This is a genomic window from Kitasatospora sp. NPDC098663, assembly GCF_044760075.1.
GTDB lineage: Bacteria > Actinomycetota > Actinomycetes > Streptomycetales > Streptomycetaceae > Kitasatospora.
Genome location: NZ_JBIWAP010000041.1, coordinates 35,423 through 50,782 on the forward strand (window position 1 = coordinate 35,423; position 15,360 = coordinate 50,782).

Consider the following 15,360-nt stretch of genomic DNA (forward strand, 5'->3'; position numbering starts at 1 on the left):
ACCGTTCACACCACCCTGGGACCCTCCCTGTCATGAACGCCAGCCCTCAGGCGCCCTACCAGGAACCGCGCTTCCCGCTCCCCCGGCGCCACCGCCGCCTCCTCGCCGCCACCGCCGTCCTCGCCTCCATCGCCCTCGGCACCTTCGGCGTCGGCGCCACCGTCGAGACCGTCCAGCACGGCACCCTCGCCGCCACCACGGCCACCGCGAGAAAGTGACCCGCCACACCTACCGTTCCCAGTCAGAGATGATCGGGTCGAAGACGACGTCGTGCCAGGGTCGGACCCATTCCTGGAGGTACCGCACATCGCTCGACGACGGCACGGGGTCGGCTTCCACCAGCCGGACCAAGGACGGCATCACGACCGCGTCGCCAAGGAGCAGCGCCTCCCCCGACGACAGCATCGGCAGCGATTCGGTCAGCGGGCCCAATGAGTCGGGGATCAGTCGCTTTACGTAGTTCTGGTCCTCAGGGTTCGTCAGTCTCATCGCCAGAAAGTTACTGCACTGCGAGAAGATCGTCTCGGAGATCTCCGAGGGTCGCTGACTGACGATCGCGGCGGTGATCCCGTACTTTCGCCCCTCCTTCGCGATCCGCTCGATCGCCGCGCGCGAGGCGTTGTACTTTGCGGCGCCACTCTTCGGCACGTACTTGTGAGCCTCCTCGTACACCAACAGAAGCGGGGTCTCCACCTTCAGGTCGGGGTGCGCATTCTTGTAGTAGTACGCGTAGTCGAACAGCAGCCGCGAGATGAACGAGACCGTGATGCTCAGCACCTCGAACGGGACACCACTGAGATCGACGACGGTGACATTGGCCCTGGACTCCGTGTATCCGGTGAACTGACGCAGAGTCTCTTCCAGGCTGACCTTCTTCGTCCGCTCACCGAGCAGGAAGTCCAGACGACGGTCGTGACGGCGCCCCTCCAGGCGGGTCAGGAAGTTGTCCAGCTTCCCGAACAGAGGCCCCTGCTTCTGGCCGCGTGTTCCGCCGACCATCTCCTCGTTCTTGCGCCGGATCTCCTCCAGGACGGTGTCGATGTCGAAGAACACCGGTGAGTCGTAGTGGATGAGGTCACGGCGGGCCTCGTCACGATACGCCGCCTGCCGACCGTCGGTGACGGCCTTCTTCAGCACCGCAACCTGGTTGTGCGACTGCTCCTCGTGACTCTCGATCAGCAGGTCTTGGAGCTCCTCCGAGCTGAGCAGCCAGTACGGGAGGGTCAGCGTGTCGACGTTCAGGTGGTTGGCGTCGGGAAACGCCGTCCGATACTCCCCATGGATGTCGAAGACGATGACATGGGTGTTGTTGAGCCGGTACTCACCCAGCTTGGGCTCACGCATTCCGGTCGCCTGCTGGATGATCTTCGAGACCGCGTGGGACTTTCCCGACCCGGTCGACCCGACGATGGCGAGATGCCGGTTGAAGAACCTGTCACCGTCCACAGGAACGTCGACGTGTCGCTCGCGGGCGAGGTAGGCGAACAGGAACCGCTTCTCCTGCGGAACCGTGTCATACACCCGCTGCACGTCGTCATGACCCGCCACCGCCACCGACTTCGGCGGAATCGCGATGCTCCCTCCACCGCGTTCGAAGACGCCGTCGGCATCGAGGAAGCCCAGCGGGACTGCCTCCAGTACGTAGACCCGCCGCGGGTCAGCGCCGGAAATCTGCTTCAGCTCGATGGAGAAGTTCTCGACGATAGCGATGATCGAGCACTGCTCACTGTCGTAGACCCGCAGATACGAACCGACCTTGAGCGGTTCGCCCTCGGCGAGCTCGGAGATATCACCGACCTCGATCTTGATGCGATCGGGATATACCGCAACCACTTCGGCACCGGACACGTCAACCCCTCGGGTCAATCGATGATCTTCTGAATGTCGAGAACACGCTCGACCGATACGTGCCACGTCCTTGCCATGGCATCCGGGGTCGGCACAGCGTCCGACAGATAGAAATCGTGGACCTCATGGAATCGGGCCGACCCCGTCACGGATCGAATATCATCAAAGTCGACCAGCTTCAGCCCGTGCCCTCCTCCTGGCGTGTCCACCAGGTGGTCGGGTTGGAATCCGGAGCCGCCGAACGGGAACCCGTCATCGAACCGGATGTCGGCCCGCCACAACGCGGTCTTCAGCTTGATCAGGTCGTCAACGTTGCGGAAACTCACGAATGGCGCCGGCGACTCGCCGATGAAGTAGCGGCGTCGCAAGGTGCTCGCGACATCAACGAGATCGTCGATGTGCGTGCCCAGGCCCACCTCTACGATGAAGAGCCTCTGACGCTTGGGCACGTTGACCGACGAGCTCTTATACTGATCTCGCAGCAGCTTCAAGTAGTCGTCGTAACCGCGGAACTCGGCGTAGCCAGCCTCGAAGATCGCCGACCGCGCGCTCCGCACCAGTTCCCTCAAGTCCCTGAAGGAAACTCGCCGTTCCCCCTGCTCTCGGGTGAGAACGACATGCCGCAGATGGGCGTGGATGAGGGCGTGGTAGTACAGTGCCTCCGACTCACTGCCCGCCCGCAGCGCCGTCTTCAGCAGCCGGAGTACATCTCCGAATTGTCGCTCGTAGTCCGGGGCAAAGAGGATCTTGAAGGCTTCGGTAAACGACTTCCTGGTCTCAGCGTCGTACTCCTCGACTTCGGCACCGAGCACCCGGTCCAGGTCGGCCGGGGCCAGTACCAGGGAGGTGCCCGAATCCTGGTCCGAGAAATGGCAGTACAGGGCGAACTTCGCGGTACGGTCCACCGCGTACTGGGCCATCATCTGCCGGACGGCCTTGCCGACCTTCATCAGCGAGAACTTCTCGTTCCGGTTCTTCACCTGGATGTGGAAGTTCTGGACCCCGATATCTTGCACACCTTCGACCTCCACTTCGGCGGTCGGGTTCTCAAGGAGCCGCAAAAGGGACGCGTCGAACTGGAAGGTAAACCCCTTGATGGCGTGATGCCCACCGTCGCGCTCGTGCTCAGGGTTGCCGCGACGCGCCACAGGTACTGACCCTCTCTCGATCGACCAACGTCCCGAGGGACAGGACTCGCAGCCGATGCCACCGTGACGGTCGTTGCAAGCGGATAGTCATCGTACGGCCTTGTCAGCTGCCGCTCGCCCGGATTTCACGCGAACACCCCGGGAGGAGCGACCGGGTCGACTCGATCAAAATGGGGAAATTTGATCAATAAATCCATAAAAGGTAGCTTTTGTCTGATTTGGAATCCTAAAGACGGGGAGCCGCGCCCTAGCCAGGCGTCTGAAAGTGAGCAGGGCGGGAGTGGCGGCCGGTGCCGGGGACGGGGTGGAAGTCCGGGGCGGGGGCGTAGCGGGCGGCGGGCGGGCGCAGGAGCCAGCCCGGGGGGCGGCTGCCGCGGGGGGTGGGGGTGATCAGGCCGAGGTTGTGGAGCAGGTCGAGGGCGTCGCGGCGCAGCGCGGTGCGGTCGGCGAGGTAGTCGCGGCGCCAGCGGGCCGGGAGGCCGTACTCGTCGGCGATGTCGCCGAGGAGGCCGTCTATCAGCGCGTCGGGGATCGGGACGTCGCCGCCGGCGGTGGTCTCGCCGGGCAGCGGGCGGACTTCCTCCACCAGGCCTTCGAGCAGCAGCAGGGCGGCCTGCGACAGGGGGCCCGCGCCGGGGAAGACGAGGTCGGTGAGCTCGTCGGCCGGGTCGAGCAGGGCGACGCCCTCGGTCCGCAGCTCGGTCTCCAGGCCGAGGAAGTCGGCGAGCGCGGCCGGGCCGCTCAGCCGGTGCTCGTGCAGCCAGGCGCGCCGGTCCTCGGGGAGATCGGCGTCGAGGACGGCGGGGGTCTCGGCGAGCAGGCGGCGCACGGCGGTGGCGGGTTCGGCGGCGGCGGCCCGACGGATCAGGTCGGCGGCGTCGTCGGCGAGGGCGGGCGGGCCGGCCGGGACGGCGCGGGCGAGTTCGCGGTCGACGGTCAGTACGGCGTCCCGGTCGGCGGGGTCGGCCGGGTCGGCCCCGCCGACCGGCAGCTCGCCGAGGACCTGCCAGTCGGCGAGCGCGGCGAGGGCCATCGCACGGTCGGCCGGGCCGGCGGCGAGGCCCGGCGCCGCGGCGCGCATGGCGTCGAGCAGTCGCCCGTACCGAAGTTGCTCGGGGGCGTCGACCAACAGGGCGAGGGCGAGAGCGAGTTGGGCGTAGCCGGCGGGGGTGAAAGGGGCTCCGGTCGCGGGGTGTTCGAGGCGGCGGGCGGCGCCGGGGCCGAGGCCGGCCTTGCAGAGCCGGGCGTGCCAGGGGCCGACGACGAGCCGGTAGCCGAGCAGGGCGTCGAAGCGCTCGACGAGCCAGTCGCGGTGACGGCGGATCAACGGGAAGCCGTCGGCGTGCGGGCCGGAGGCGGTGACCAGCGGGTGGGCGAGCAGCAGCCGGGCGGCGATCCGGCGTTCGGCGGCGGGCAGGTCGACGGCGGGCAGGTCGACGGTGGGAAGGGCCGGGGCGGAAACGTCCGCGACAAGCAGGGCCGGGGCCGGTATCGGAAGGTCCTGGCCGGAACGATCCTGCGCGCCCGGCACCGGGCGGGTGCGCTCGGGCTTGCGGTGCCTGCCGGGCCTGCCCGGCTTGGCACCTGACCGGACGACGGGCAGCGCGGAGGCGTCCCGCCGGGCGCGGCGCAGACCGCCGACGGGGCGGGGCTCCCGGGAGCGCAGGGCGGCGGTGGCGTGCGCGGTGGGGCCGTGCCACCAGCTGACGTCGGCGTCGGGCGCCGCTTCGGCGGGGGCACCGAGATGGCGGGCCGGGTAGAGGCCGAAGGACGCGGCGCACAGGTCGTCGGCGGTGCCGGGGGTGGCGGCGGCGAACCAGTGGGCGAGCCGGAGCAGGCCCGGGTCGGGCGAGAGCGCGGGGGCGGCGCCCGGCTCGGGCGCGGGCCTGGTCGGCGCGGCGTCAGCACGGGGGCCGGACACGGCTTCGGGCGCCGCCCCGGCCGCGGGTTCGCGTACGGCGAGGAGGGCGTCGGTGCTCCTCAGCCCCGTCCCGCCCGTGCGCCCGTCCGGCCTGCCGGCGGCCACCCGGGTGGCACCGACCGCGTACTCCTGCTGCTCCATGTCGGGGACCAGACTAGACGGTGGCCGCGTCACCCGGTGGCAGCAACCGGCCGTGCGCCGAAGTGACCGGCGGCCCTCCGCTACGCCGCCCGCCGGCCCGCACCCGCCGTCACGCGGCCACCCGCCCCGCACCACCCGGGTTACGCACCGGTAACCCGCTCTTCCGCCGTACCGCCGGGTCGCCTAGGGTTCGTCACACTCCCCCACCGCCCGACCCCGGAGGTCAGCAGCCGCATGAGCATCCGTACGACCACCCGTGCCGTCCTCGGCGGCCGTCTGCGCTCGGCCGCCGGTCTGCTCGGCGGCTTCGCGGCCGCCTCGGCGACGCACCTGGGCGCGATCGCCTCCGGCGCGTCCGTGCTGCAGAACGCCACCAAGCCGGCCCTGATGCCGCTGCTGGCCGCGCACAGCGTCGCCGCGGCCGCCTCCGCCGGGCGGCGGGCGCCGAAGCCGCTGGCCCCGGCGCTGCTGCTGAGCGCGGGCGGGGACGTGCTGCTCCAGCTGAAGAACGACACCGCGTTCCTGGCCGGGATGGGCTCGTTCGCGGCGGCGCACATCTGCTACGTGACGATGTTCGTCCGGCGCGGGGCGCTGACCGACCGTCGGCGGGCCCTGGTGGTGGCGGCCGCGTACGCAACCGCCTGGGCGGCCATGGTCGGGCAGCTCTGGCCGGACCTCGGGGACCTGCGGATCCCGGTGGCCGGCTACAGCCTGCTGCTCGCCTCCACGGCCGTCACCTCGGCCGGGCTGGGCTGGCGGACCGGGCTGGGCGGAGCGCTGTTCCTGCTGTCCGACACGCTGATCGCCACCCAGCTGGCGAAGTGGCGGGAGCTGCCCGGGCACCAGTTCTGGATCATGGCGACGTACGTCCTGGCCCAGTACCTGCTGGCCAGCGGCACCCTCCGGCACGAGCACGAGCACGAGCACGGGCACGAGCACGGGCACGGGCCTCAGCTGCAGCAGAACCCCGCGCCGCAGGCCGGCTGACACGCCTGTGCGCCGCCGGCCCGGTCAGGGTCCGACGGCGCGCGGGAAAGACGAAAAAGGCGCGGTGCCCATCAGGCACCGCGCCGCCGCAGCAGCCAGAAGCCTCCGAGGCCGCCCGCCACCAGGGCCAGGCCCCCGGCCAGCTCCGCCGGATCGGCCGCGACCGAACCGCCGAGGCCGGTGTTCACGGCACCGTGCGGGGCGACCTGCTGGCCGCCGGCGCCGGACTGGCCGAGCGAACCCGCCCACTCGCCGGCCGCCTTGCCCCAGTCACCGAGGCCTTTCTCGGGACCCTTCTCGGGACCCTTCTCGGGGCCCTTCTCGGGGCCCTTCTCAGGCCCTTTCTCGGAGCCCCTGTCGGAGCCGGCCACCGGGACGCCGGCGGCCGCGACGGTCTTGACGCTGGTGGAGAACGCCCCGCCGTCCGGGCAGGTGCCGTCGATCCTGCTGTCCCCGGAGTGCTGGCCGGCCAGCCGGGCCGAGCCGCTGTGCTTGCCGTCGGAGCCCAGGGTGAGAGTGGCCGGACCGCCGTCGAACGCGGCGGAGTGGGCGGTGATGGTCTTGGCGTCGGGCTTGTCCGACTTCTCACAGGAGACCGTGACCTTCACGGTCTGGCCCGGTGCGGCCTGGGACGGGCTGACCGAGGCCGAGCCGTCCCTGGCGGATGCGAGGGGGGCCGTCAGGCCGGTCAGCACCGTCGCGCCGATCAGAGCGGCGGCGGCCGTACGCATGGGGCGCATGCCGGAACCTCCGGGATTCTCGGGCGCAGCCGGGGGGACTCCGATGTCCACGTGGTCGAACAACTGCACCCGGTTATGCCCGACAGTAGGCAGCCCGCCCGGCCCCGGCCACCGGTCGGGACCGTTCGGGTTACCGCCTCTCACCCAGGGTGATTCACAGGTCGAGGTCGACCACGACCGGCGCGTGGTCCGAGGTGCCCTTGCCCTTGCGGGCCTCGCGGTCCACGTAGCTGTCGGTGACGGCGTCCACGAAGGGCTTGTTGGCGTAGGTGAGGTCGATCCGCATGCCCCGGTTCTTGGGGAACGCCAGCTGGCGGTAGTCCCAGTAGGTGTAGGGGCGGTCGTACTTGAGCGGTCGCGGTACCACGTCGTGCAGGCCCACCTCGCCGAGGGCCTCCAGCGCGGCCCGCTCGGCGGGGGTGACGTGGGTGAGTCCCTCGAAGGCGGCGACGTCGTAGACGTCCTCGTCGGCGGGGGCGATGTTGAAGTCCCCGAGGACGGCGAACGGGCGGGGCCCGGCGGCGTCCTCGGTGGCGGCCGTGCGCAGCGCCTGCAGCCACTCCAGCTTGTAGCGGTAGTGGGTGTGGTCGACCTCGCGGCCGTTGGGCACGTAGACCGACCAGATCCGGACCGGGCCGCAGGTGGCGGCGACGGCGCGCGGCTCCACGTCGGGCAGCAGGGCGCCGTCGGCGAGGTAGCCGGGCTGGCCGGGCAGGTCGCGCACGACGTCGTCCAGGCCGAGCCGGGAGACGATCGCGACGCCGTTCCACCGGCCGGTGCCGTGGGCCGCCGTCTCGTACCCGAGGGCGCGCACCTCCTCGTACGGGAAGGCGTCGGCCGCGCACTTGAGCTCCTGGAGGCAGAGCACGTCGGGCTTGGCGCTCTCCAGCCACTCCAGGAGCTTGGGCAGCCGCGCGGTGACGGAGTTGATGTTCCAGGTGGCGATGCGGACGGTCACGGCGGGCGGCCTTCCCGGTGGTTCGGTACGGACGGGTGCTTCGGTACGGACGAGTGGTGATGGACGGGTGGTCCGGTCAAGACGAGGGGTGGGCACCCCCTGAGGGGACGCCCACCCCGAACATACCGCCCGGCACCGACAGCGCGGCCCGGCCGGCCTGCGGCCCGGTCAGCCCGTGGGCCGGACCACCGCCGCGGAGCCGCCCCCGCGCCGGACCGGTTCGGCCGCGGCCACCCACCGCCCGTCCGGCAGCCGTTCGACGCCGGTGGCGGCGCCGATCTCGGCGACGGACGTGAAGCTGTGCCCGAGCGCCTCCAGGGCGGCCCGTTCGGGCAGCGCCAGGAAGCCGGGCTCGGCCTGGGTGGCGACGGTGTTGCGCTGGCTGGCGCGCGGTGCGGCGATGGCCTGTTCCAGGCTCAGGCCCCGGTCGAGCCGCCCGAGCAGCACCTGGAGGGTGGTGGTGATGATGGTCGCGCCGCCGGGGCTACCGGTGGCCAGCAGCGGTTCGCCGTCGCGCAGCACGATGGTCGGGGAGATCGAGGAGCGCGGCCGCTTGCCCGGGCCGGGCAGGTTGGGGTCGGGGACGCCCGGGGTGAGCGGGGTGAAGTCGAAGTCGGTGAGTTCGTTGTTGAGCAGGAAGCCGCGGCCGGGGACGGTGATGCCGCTGCCGCCGGTCTGCTCGATGGTGAGGGTGTAGGAGACGACGTTGCCCCAGCGGTCGGCCACGCTGAGGTGGGTGGTGTTGGGGCCCTCGTAGGGCTCGGCGACGGCGGGGCCGGCCTCGGCGCAGTCGGCGGGGTGGCGCGGGTCGCCGGGGGCGAGCGGGCTGGTGAGGGCCCGGTCGGGGCTGATCAGGCAGGCCCGGGAGGCGGCGTAGCGCGCGGAGAGCAGTTCCTTGGTGGGGACGTCGCCGAAGGCCGGGTCGCCGACCCAGCGGTTGCGGTCGGCGAAGGCGATCCGGGAGGCGTCCAGGAAGTGGTGGTAGTACTGCGTGTCGCTGTACGCGCCGAGGTCGCCGTCCTCCAGGATGCCGAGCGCCTCGCCGACGGTGGTGCCGCCGGAGCTGGAGGGGGCGATGGAGTAGACGTCGTAGTCCCGGTACGGGACGTGGGTGGGCGCCTGGCGGCGGACCTGGTAGGCGGCGAGGTCGGCGGTGTCGATCTTGCCGGGGCGGGCGTTGCGGCCGGAGGCCGGGTCGACCGGCGGGTGCTGGACGGTGTCGGCCACGTCCTTGCCGAGGTCGCCCTGGTAGAAGGCCTTGACGCCGTCCTTGGCGAGCAGCCGGTAGGTGGCGGCGAGGTCGGGGTTGCGCAGGACGGTGCCGACCTCGGGGGGCTTGCCGCCGGGCAGGTAGAGCTTGGCGGTGTCCGGGAAGTCCTTGAACCGGTCGTAGTTGTCGGCGGTCTGGCCGCGGAAGGTCTGGTCGACGACGAAGCCGTTGTCGGCGATCCGCTCGGCGGGCCCCAGGGCGTCGGCGAGCGTGCGGGTGCCCCACTGGCGCAGGGCGGTGTCCCAGGTGGCGGCGGTACCGGGGACGCCGACGGACAGGCCGCTGGTGACGGCGTCGGCGAAGGCCAGCGGCTTGCCGTCCTCCAGGAACAGCCCGCTGTCGGCGGTGCGGCCGGCCACCTCGCGGCCGTCGATGGTGTGCACCCGGCCGGTGGCGTGGTCGTAGTAGACGAAGTACCCGCCGCCGCCGATGCCGGAGGAGTAGGGCTCGGTGACGCCGAGGGCGGCGGCGGTCGCGACCGCCGCGTCGACCGCGTTGCCGCCCTTGCGCAGCACCTCGATGCCGGCCGCGGTGGCGTCGGCGTCGACGCTGGCCACCGCTCCGCCCCGACCCACCGCCTCGGGGGCCTTCGGCGGCGGGGCCGCCCCCGCCGCCCCGGCCGGCCCGGCGCAGGACCAGACCAGGGCGGTGGCGAGCAGCAGCGGTGGTGCGATCCGGGCCAGAGCCCTCATCCGAGTCCTCCTGAGTCGACGTCAACTCCGTTGTCTCACAGGAGGCATGATCCCGACAATCACACCGCACCGCTACCAACCGGTAGTTGACGGAACCGAATCAGGCGAAAGGGCCGAGGCCCTGTCCGGCCGATCTTGCCGAACAGGGCCTAGACGCCGCTGCGCTCGACCCGGCGCCGCTTGATGGTGCGGAACCGGCGGGCGACCTGCCGGGCGAGGTCGGCGGCGCCGACCAGGCCGGCCTCGTTGCCGAGTGCGGCGTGCACGATGCTCGCCTCGGGCCGGAAGCCGCGCCCGGTGAGGGTGCGGCGGAAGGTGTCCCGGGCCGGGCCGAGCAGCAGGTCGCCGGCCTCGGAGACGCCGCCGCCGATGACGAAGCGGCCCGGGTCGAGCGCGGCGGCCAGGTTGGCGATGCCGACGCCGAGCCAGGTGCCGACCTCGTAGAGCAGTTCGGTGGCGGTCGGGTCGCCGGCCCGGGCGGCCTCGGTGACCAGCGGTCCGGTGATGCCCTCGACGGTGCCGCCGGCCCGGGCGAGCAGCGGCTGCACCACCGGGGACTCCTCGGCGACGAGTTCGCGGGCGTCGCGCACCAGCGCGTTGCCGGAGGAGTACTGCTCCCAGCAGCCGCGGTTGCCGCACGGGCAGCGGTGGCCGCCGGGCAGCACCTGCATGTGGCCGAACTCGCCCGCCAGGCCGTACTTGCCGCGGTCGACGTAGCCGTCGCGGACGACGGCGCCGCCGATGCCGGTGCCCAGGGTGAGCATCACCATGTGGTCCTCGCCGCGCCCGGCGCCGAAGCGCCATTCGGCCCAGGCGGCGGCGTTGGCGTCGTTCTCCACGATCACCGGGAAGCGCAGCCGCTCGCTGAGCGCCTGCTGGAGCGGCTCGCCCCGCCAGTTCAGGTGCGGGGCGAACAGCACCGTGGAACGGTCGGCGTCGACCCAGCCGGCCGCGCCGATGCCGACGGCGTGGACGTCGTGCCGGTCGGCGAGCTCCAGCACCAGGTCGACGATGACGTTCTCGACGACCTTGGCGCTCTTGCTCTTGTCGGGGGTGTCGGTGCGCAGCTTCTCCAGCACCTTGCCCTCGCCGTCGACCACTCCGGCGACCACCTTGGTGCCGCCGATGTCGACGCCGATGGTGGGCAGTCGCAGTATCCCGGCGGGCAGGGCGCGGCGGCGGCGCTCGGCGCGGGGGCCGAGGCCGAGCAGGGTGGGCAGGACGGCCGGCCGGGTGCTGCCTTGGGGGCTGGTCACGGCTACGGACGCTCCTCACGGGGCTCGGGGTCAGTTCGGGGCTGGGGTTCGGTGCGGGGCTGGGACTCGGTGCGGGGCTCGGGTTCGGTGGGCCGGGCCAGCTCGTGCGAGAGTTCGGCGAGGTCGGAGCCGCCGGCCATCTCGGTGGTGAGCTGTTCGAGGCCGATCTCGGTGCGCGGGTGGCTGCCGGCCATCCGGCCCCGCTTGAGCAGGGTGAAGTGGTCGCCGACCAGGTAGGCGTGGTGCGGGTTGTGGGTGATCAGGACGACCCCGAGCCCGGCGTCGCGGGCGGCGGTGACGTACTTGAGCACCACTCCGGACTGCTTGACGCCGAGCGCTGCGGTCGGCTCGTCCAGGATGAGCACCTTGGCGCCGAAGTGCACGGCCCGGGCGATCGCCACGCACTGGCGCTGGCCGCCGGAGAGGGTGCCGATCGGGCGGTCCACGTCGTGCAGGTCGATGCCCATCCGGGCGAGCGCCTCGCGGGTGGTGGTGCGCATCGCCTCGGCGTCCAGGCGCAGGCCGCCCCAGCGGCGGTGGCCCTGCTCGGAGCCGAGGAAGAAGTTGCGCCAGACCGGCATCAGCGGGACGACGGCGAGGTCCTGGTAGACGGTGGCGATGCCGCGGTCCAGGGCCTGGCGCGGGGAGTCGAGCCGGACCTCCTCGCCGCCGACGGTGTAGCTGCCCTCGTCGTGCTGGTGCAGCCCGGAGATGATCTTGATCAGGGTGGACTTGCCGGCGCCGTTGTCGCCCAGCACGCAGCTGATCTCTCCGGCGTGCAGGGTGAGCGAGACGTCCTGGAGGGCGCGCACGGTGCCGTAGCTCTTGCCGACGCCCTCCAGGGCGAGCAGTTCGGTCTTCATCGGGGCCCCCGTTCGGCCTGGCGCTTGACGTACGCGTTCAGCAGGGCGGCGAGCAGCAGCATCGCGCCGAGGAAGAACTTGAACCAGTCCGGGTTCCACTGGGCGTAGATGATCCCCTTGCTGGCCATGCCGAAGATCAGCGCGCCGAGCGCGGAGCCGACCACCGAGCCGTAGCCGCCGGTGATCAGGCAGCCGCCGATGACGGCCGCGACGATGTAGATCAGCTCGTTGCCGACGCCCTCGCCGGACTGCACGGTGTCGAAGGAGAACAGCAGGTGCTGGCCGAGCACCCAGGCCCCGAAGCCGACACCGAGGTAGAGCAGGGTCTTGGTGCGGGCGACCGGCACGCCGACCGCGCGGGCGGCGTCCGCGTCGCCGCCGACGGCGAAGATCCAGTTGCCGAAGCGGGTGCGCAACAGCACCCAGCTGCCGACCGCGAGCAGGCCGAGCCACCACCAGACGGTGGCCTTGATCGTCAGTCCGCCGACGGTGATCTCGGAGGCGAACAGCCAGCGGCAGGAGGCGAAGCCCTCCATGTCGGAGATCGGCTTGGTCGAGACGGTGCCGGAGACCAGCTTGGTGACGCCGAGGTTGGCACCGGTCAGCATCAGGAAGGTGCCGAGGGTGACGATGAAGCTGGGCAGCCGGGTGCGGCCGAGCATCCAGCCGTTGAAGGCGCCGACGGCCAGCGTGACGGCGAGCGAGACCAGCGCGCCGACCCAGGTCACCGCGGTGAACTGGTAGGAGACCATCGAGGAGGTCAGCGCGGCGGTGGTGACCAGCACGCCGGCCGACAGGTCGAACTCGCCGCCGATCATCAGCAGCGAGACCGGGACGGCCATGATCCCGATGGTGGACGCCGCGTAGAGCACGGTGCCCAGCGAGGAGACCCGCAGGAAGGGTTCGGCGGCCACCGCGAAGACGGTGAACACCGCGACGGCGGCGATCAGCGAGCCGAGCTCGGGGCGGGCGAGGAGGCGGCGCAGCGCGGCCGGGCGGTCCTGGGCGAGGACGTCGGTGGTGCTCACCTGGTCCCCCTCGCGACGTACTCGGCGAGCGCGTCGGCGTCGTCCCTGGTCAGGATCTGCGGGCCGGTCGCGACGGGCTTGCCACCGCCGAGCATGTCCAGGTTGGACTTGTACAGCCAGAGCAGGTCGACGCCCTCGTAGCCCTGGAGGTAGGGCTGCTGGTCGACGGCGAAGCCGACGGAGCCGGACTTGAGGCCGGCCACCACCTGCGGCCCCAGGTCGAAGGTGTCGAGCTCGACGGCGCGGTGGACGTCCTGGACGGCCTGGAGGCCGGTGGCGGCCATCGGGCCGGAGAGGGTGAGCACGGTGTCGATGGACGGGTCGGCCTGGAGCTTGGCGGAGATCGCGGCGCGGGCGTCGGGCATGTTGACGCCGTCCACGTACAGCACCTGGAAGGCGCCGCCGGCCTTGGACTGGGCGCCGGAGCAGCGCTGCTCCTGGCCGATGTTGCCCTGCTCGTGGATGACACAGAGCACGTTCTTGCGGCCGCGGCCGGCCAGCTCGGTGCCGGCCGCCTGGCCGGCGGTGGACTCGTCCTGCCCGATGTGGGTGAGCGCGCCGAACTTGGCGGAGTACTCCTGGCCGGAGTTGACGGTGATCACGGGGATGCCGGCGGCCTTGGCCTTGCCGAGGACGTCGGCCATGGCGTCGCCCTTGGCGAGGGTGACCAGCAGGCCGTCGACCTTCTGGTCGATGGCGGCCTGGACGAGCTGGACCTGGTTCTGGGTCTGCGCGTCGTTGGAGTACAGGAAGGTGATGTTGTCCTTGGCGGCAGCCTGCTCGGCACCCTTGCGCACGCTGTCCCAGAAGGCGTCGCCGGCCCCGGCGTGGGTCACCATGGCGACCTTCCAGCGCGGGGTGGTGACGGCGCTGCCGCCGGCGGCCGACGCCTTGGCGCGGGCCTCCTCGGCGCGGCGGCCTCCGGTACTGCTGCAACCGGCCGCGGTGACCGCGAGTGCCAGGAGGGCGCAGACGGGCCAGAAACGGCGGGACGGGCGAAAGCGGGTTGTGCTCATCCCCCTAGTCTCTCTGGCCGGGCGGCACGTGGATGACACCGCCTCGCCCGGCGGCGCCCGGGACGCGGGAGGTAAGGTGCCCCGGGGGACCTTCCTGGAAGTTCGCTGGACATCTCGTCCGGGCGACCGCCGTCCGGGTGGCAGACTTAGCGCCGACCCGAAACAGGAACATCACAGGAAACGTGATGTTCCTCTCAGGTTCCGCACAGATTCGGATGGCAACCGATCATCGGTTCCGCGCCGTCCAATGCCATTGGAGTGCGTTCGGGCGAGTGGGGCTCGGGCGGCCAGCAACCCGGATACGAGAACTCGATGCAACTGACAGGTACGCCATTCTTCATCCTCACCGTCATCCTGGTGCCGGTGTCCATCGCGGTGGCGCTCCTGTACTGGGGCAAGGTCCGCGGGCCGAACCCGGTGCGGATCCTGTCCAGGCTCGTCATGATCATGTTCTGCCAGATCACGGCCGTGCTGATGGTCTTCGTGATGGTCAACAACGCCAACCTGATCTACGGCAACTGGGACGACCTGCTCGGCACCGGTGACCACGTCCGGGCCGTGCCGCAGGTGGCGCCGGCCGACCAGGGCGCCGCGGGCAAGGAGGGCGCCGGCCAGGGCGGCGGCGACGCGGCCAAGCAGCCGCCGAAGGCGCTCCAGAAGTTCGCCGGCGTGGGCGACCCGGCGGTGCCCGGCGACGTCCAGAAGACCGAGCTCAAGGGCCAGGTGTCCGGGGTCGACGGCGAGGTGCTGGTCTGGCTGCCGCCGCAGTACAACGACCCGGCGTTCAAGGACAAGAAGTTCCCGGTGGTCGAGCTGATCCCGGGCTACCCGGGCTCCTCCTCCACCTGGTACGGCACGCTCAAGGTCTCCGAGCAGCTCAAGCCGCTGATGCAGCAGGGCAAGGTCTCCCCGTTCATCCTGGTCTCGCCGCGCACCCTGCTCCTCGGCAACCACCAGGACGCCGGCTGCACCGACATCCCCGGCAAGATCAACGCCGACGCCTGGCTCACCCGGGACGTCCCGCAGATGATCATGGACAACTTCCGCGCCGACCCGTCCCCGGACCGCTGGGGCATCGCCGGCTACTCGGCCGGCGCCCACTGCGCGGCCAAGCTGTCCCTGGCGCACCCCAACCGGTACCGGGCCGCGATCTCGATGTCCGGCTACAACGACCCGGCGTCCGAGAGCGACTCCCTGGTCGGCAAGGACCCGAAGCTGCGCGAGGCCAACAACCCGGTCAACATCCTCAAGAGCGCCCAGCAGCCGCCGAAGGTCAGCCTCTACATCAGCGGCAAGAAGGGCGACGGTCTGGAGGACGGCCAGGCGATCGCGGCGGCGGCCAAGGAGCCGACCAAGGTCCAGGTCCAGGAGAGCAACGGCCCGCACACCACCGAGCTGTGGAAGACCATGGTGCCGAGCATCTTCGAGTGGATGACCTCGGTCATCCCGCCGCAGTAGTCCCACGCAGTAACGATCATGCGGGAGGGCCCGC

Annotated in this window: 13 protein-coding genes; 3 read left to right on the forward strand and 10 right to left on the reverse strand. The window is 71.3% G+C overall.

Annotated elements, in window-relative coordinates; all coding sequences use genetic code 11:
* The first annotated feature begins 32 nt into the window (after positions 1–32).
* A complete protein-coding gene (locus ACIQVZ_RS33115) occupies positions 33–218 on the forward strand; it encodes a hypothetical protein (RefSeq protein WP_350875387.1) in 186 nt (61 codons plus the stop codon).
* Positions 219–228: 10 nt separating this feature from the next.
* Here the strand turns inward: ACIQVZ_RS33115 and ACIQVZ_RS33120 are convergent, their stop codons facing one another.
* From ACIQVZ_RS33120 to ACIQVZ_RS33130, 3 genes are all read right to left on the reverse strand, one after another.
* Complete coding sequence (locus ACIQVZ_RS33120) at positions 229–1,848, reverse strand: ATP-binding protein (protein WP_402455082.1); 1,620 nt, start codon at positions 1,846–1,848, stop codon at positions 229–231.
* Positions 1,849–1,862: 14 nt separating this feature from the next.
* Positions 1,863–2,996, reverse strand: coding sequence for a hypothetical protein (locus ACIQVZ_RS33125; protein WP_402455085.1), 1,134 nt, complete (start codon positions 2,994–2,996; stop codon positions 1,863–1,865).
* Positions 2,997–3,243: 247 nt separating this feature from the next.
* Positions 3,244–5,058, reverse strand: a complete 1,815-nt coding sequence (locus ACIQVZ_RS33130) for a DUF2398 family protein (protein WP_402455087.1) — start codon at positions 5,056–5,058, stop codon at positions 3,244–3,246.
* Between the two features lie 234 nt (positions 5,059–5,292).
* Here ACIQVZ_RS33130 and ACIQVZ_RS33135 point away from each other — a divergent pair, with 234 nt between their 5' ends.
* A complete protein-coding gene (locus ACIQVZ_RS33135; protein ID WP_402455089.1) occupies positions 5,293–6,045 on the forward strand; it encodes a lysoplasmalogenase in 753 nt (250 codons plus the stop codon).
* Positions 6,046–6,116: 71 nt separating this feature from the next.
* Here the strand turns inward: ACIQVZ_RS33135 and ACIQVZ_RS33140 are convergent, their stop codons facing one another.
* The 7 genes from ACIQVZ_RS33140 to ACIQVZ_RS33170 form a co-directional block, all read right to left on the reverse strand.
* Positions 6,117–6,785: a hypothetical protein gene (locus ACIQVZ_RS33140; protein WP_402455091.1), complete on the reverse strand. Its 669-nt coding sequence runs from the start codon at positions 6,783–6,785 to the stop codon at positions 6,117–6,119.
* Between the two features lie 154 nt (positions 6,786–6,939).
* Positions 6,940–7,743, reverse strand: coding sequence for an exodeoxyribonuclease III (locus tag ACIQVZ_RS33145; protein ID WP_402455094.1), 804 nt, complete (start codon positions 7,741–7,743; stop codon positions 6,940–6,942).
* A gap of 168 nt (positions 7,744–7,911) precedes the next feature.
* A complete protein-coding gene (gene ggt / locus ACIQVZ_RS33150) occupies positions 7,912–9,705 on the reverse strand; it encodes a gamma-glutamyltransferase (RefSeq protein ID WP_402455096.1) in 1,794 nt (597 codons plus the stop codon).
* 149 nt (positions 9,706–9,854) lie between these two features.
* Positions 9,855–10,961: an ROK family glucokinase gene (locus tag ACIQVZ_RS33155; RefSeq protein WP_400325662.1), complete on the reverse strand. Its 1,107-nt coding sequence runs from the start codon at positions 10,959–10,961 to the stop codon at positions 9,855–9,857.
* Positions 10,962–10,963: 2 nt separating this feature from the next.
* A complete protein-coding gene (locus ACIQVZ_RS33160; RefSeq protein ID WP_402455098.1) occupies positions 10,964–11,824 on the reverse strand; it encodes an ATP-binding cassette domain-containing protein in 861 nt (286 codons plus the stop codon).
* A complete protein-coding gene (locus ACIQVZ_RS33165; RefSeq protein WP_402455100.1) occupies positions 11,821–12,852 on the reverse strand; it encodes an ABC transporter permease in 1,032 nt (343 codons plus the stop codon). The genes ACIQVZ_RS33160 and ACIQVZ_RS33165 overlap by 4 nt, the downstream gene beginning before the upstream one ends.
* Positions 12,849–13,868, reverse strand: a complete 1,020-nt coding sequence (locus ACIQVZ_RS33170; protein WP_350875370.1) for a sugar ABC transporter substrate-binding protein — start codon at positions 13,866–13,868, stop codon at positions 12,849–12,851. The genes ACIQVZ_RS33165 and ACIQVZ_RS33170 overlap by 4 nt, the downstream gene beginning before the upstream one ends.
* A 312-nt stretch (positions 13,869–14,180) precedes the next feature.
* On the opposite strand from ACIQVZ_RS33170, the gene ACIQVZ_RS33175 reads away from it, so the two are divergent.
* Positions 14,181–15,326, forward strand: coding sequence for an alpha/beta hydrolase-fold protein (locus ACIQVZ_RS33175; protein WP_350875368.1), 1,146 nt, complete (start codon positions 14,181–14,183; stop codon positions 15,324–15,326).
* Positions 15,327–15,360 lie beyond the last annotated feature (34 nt).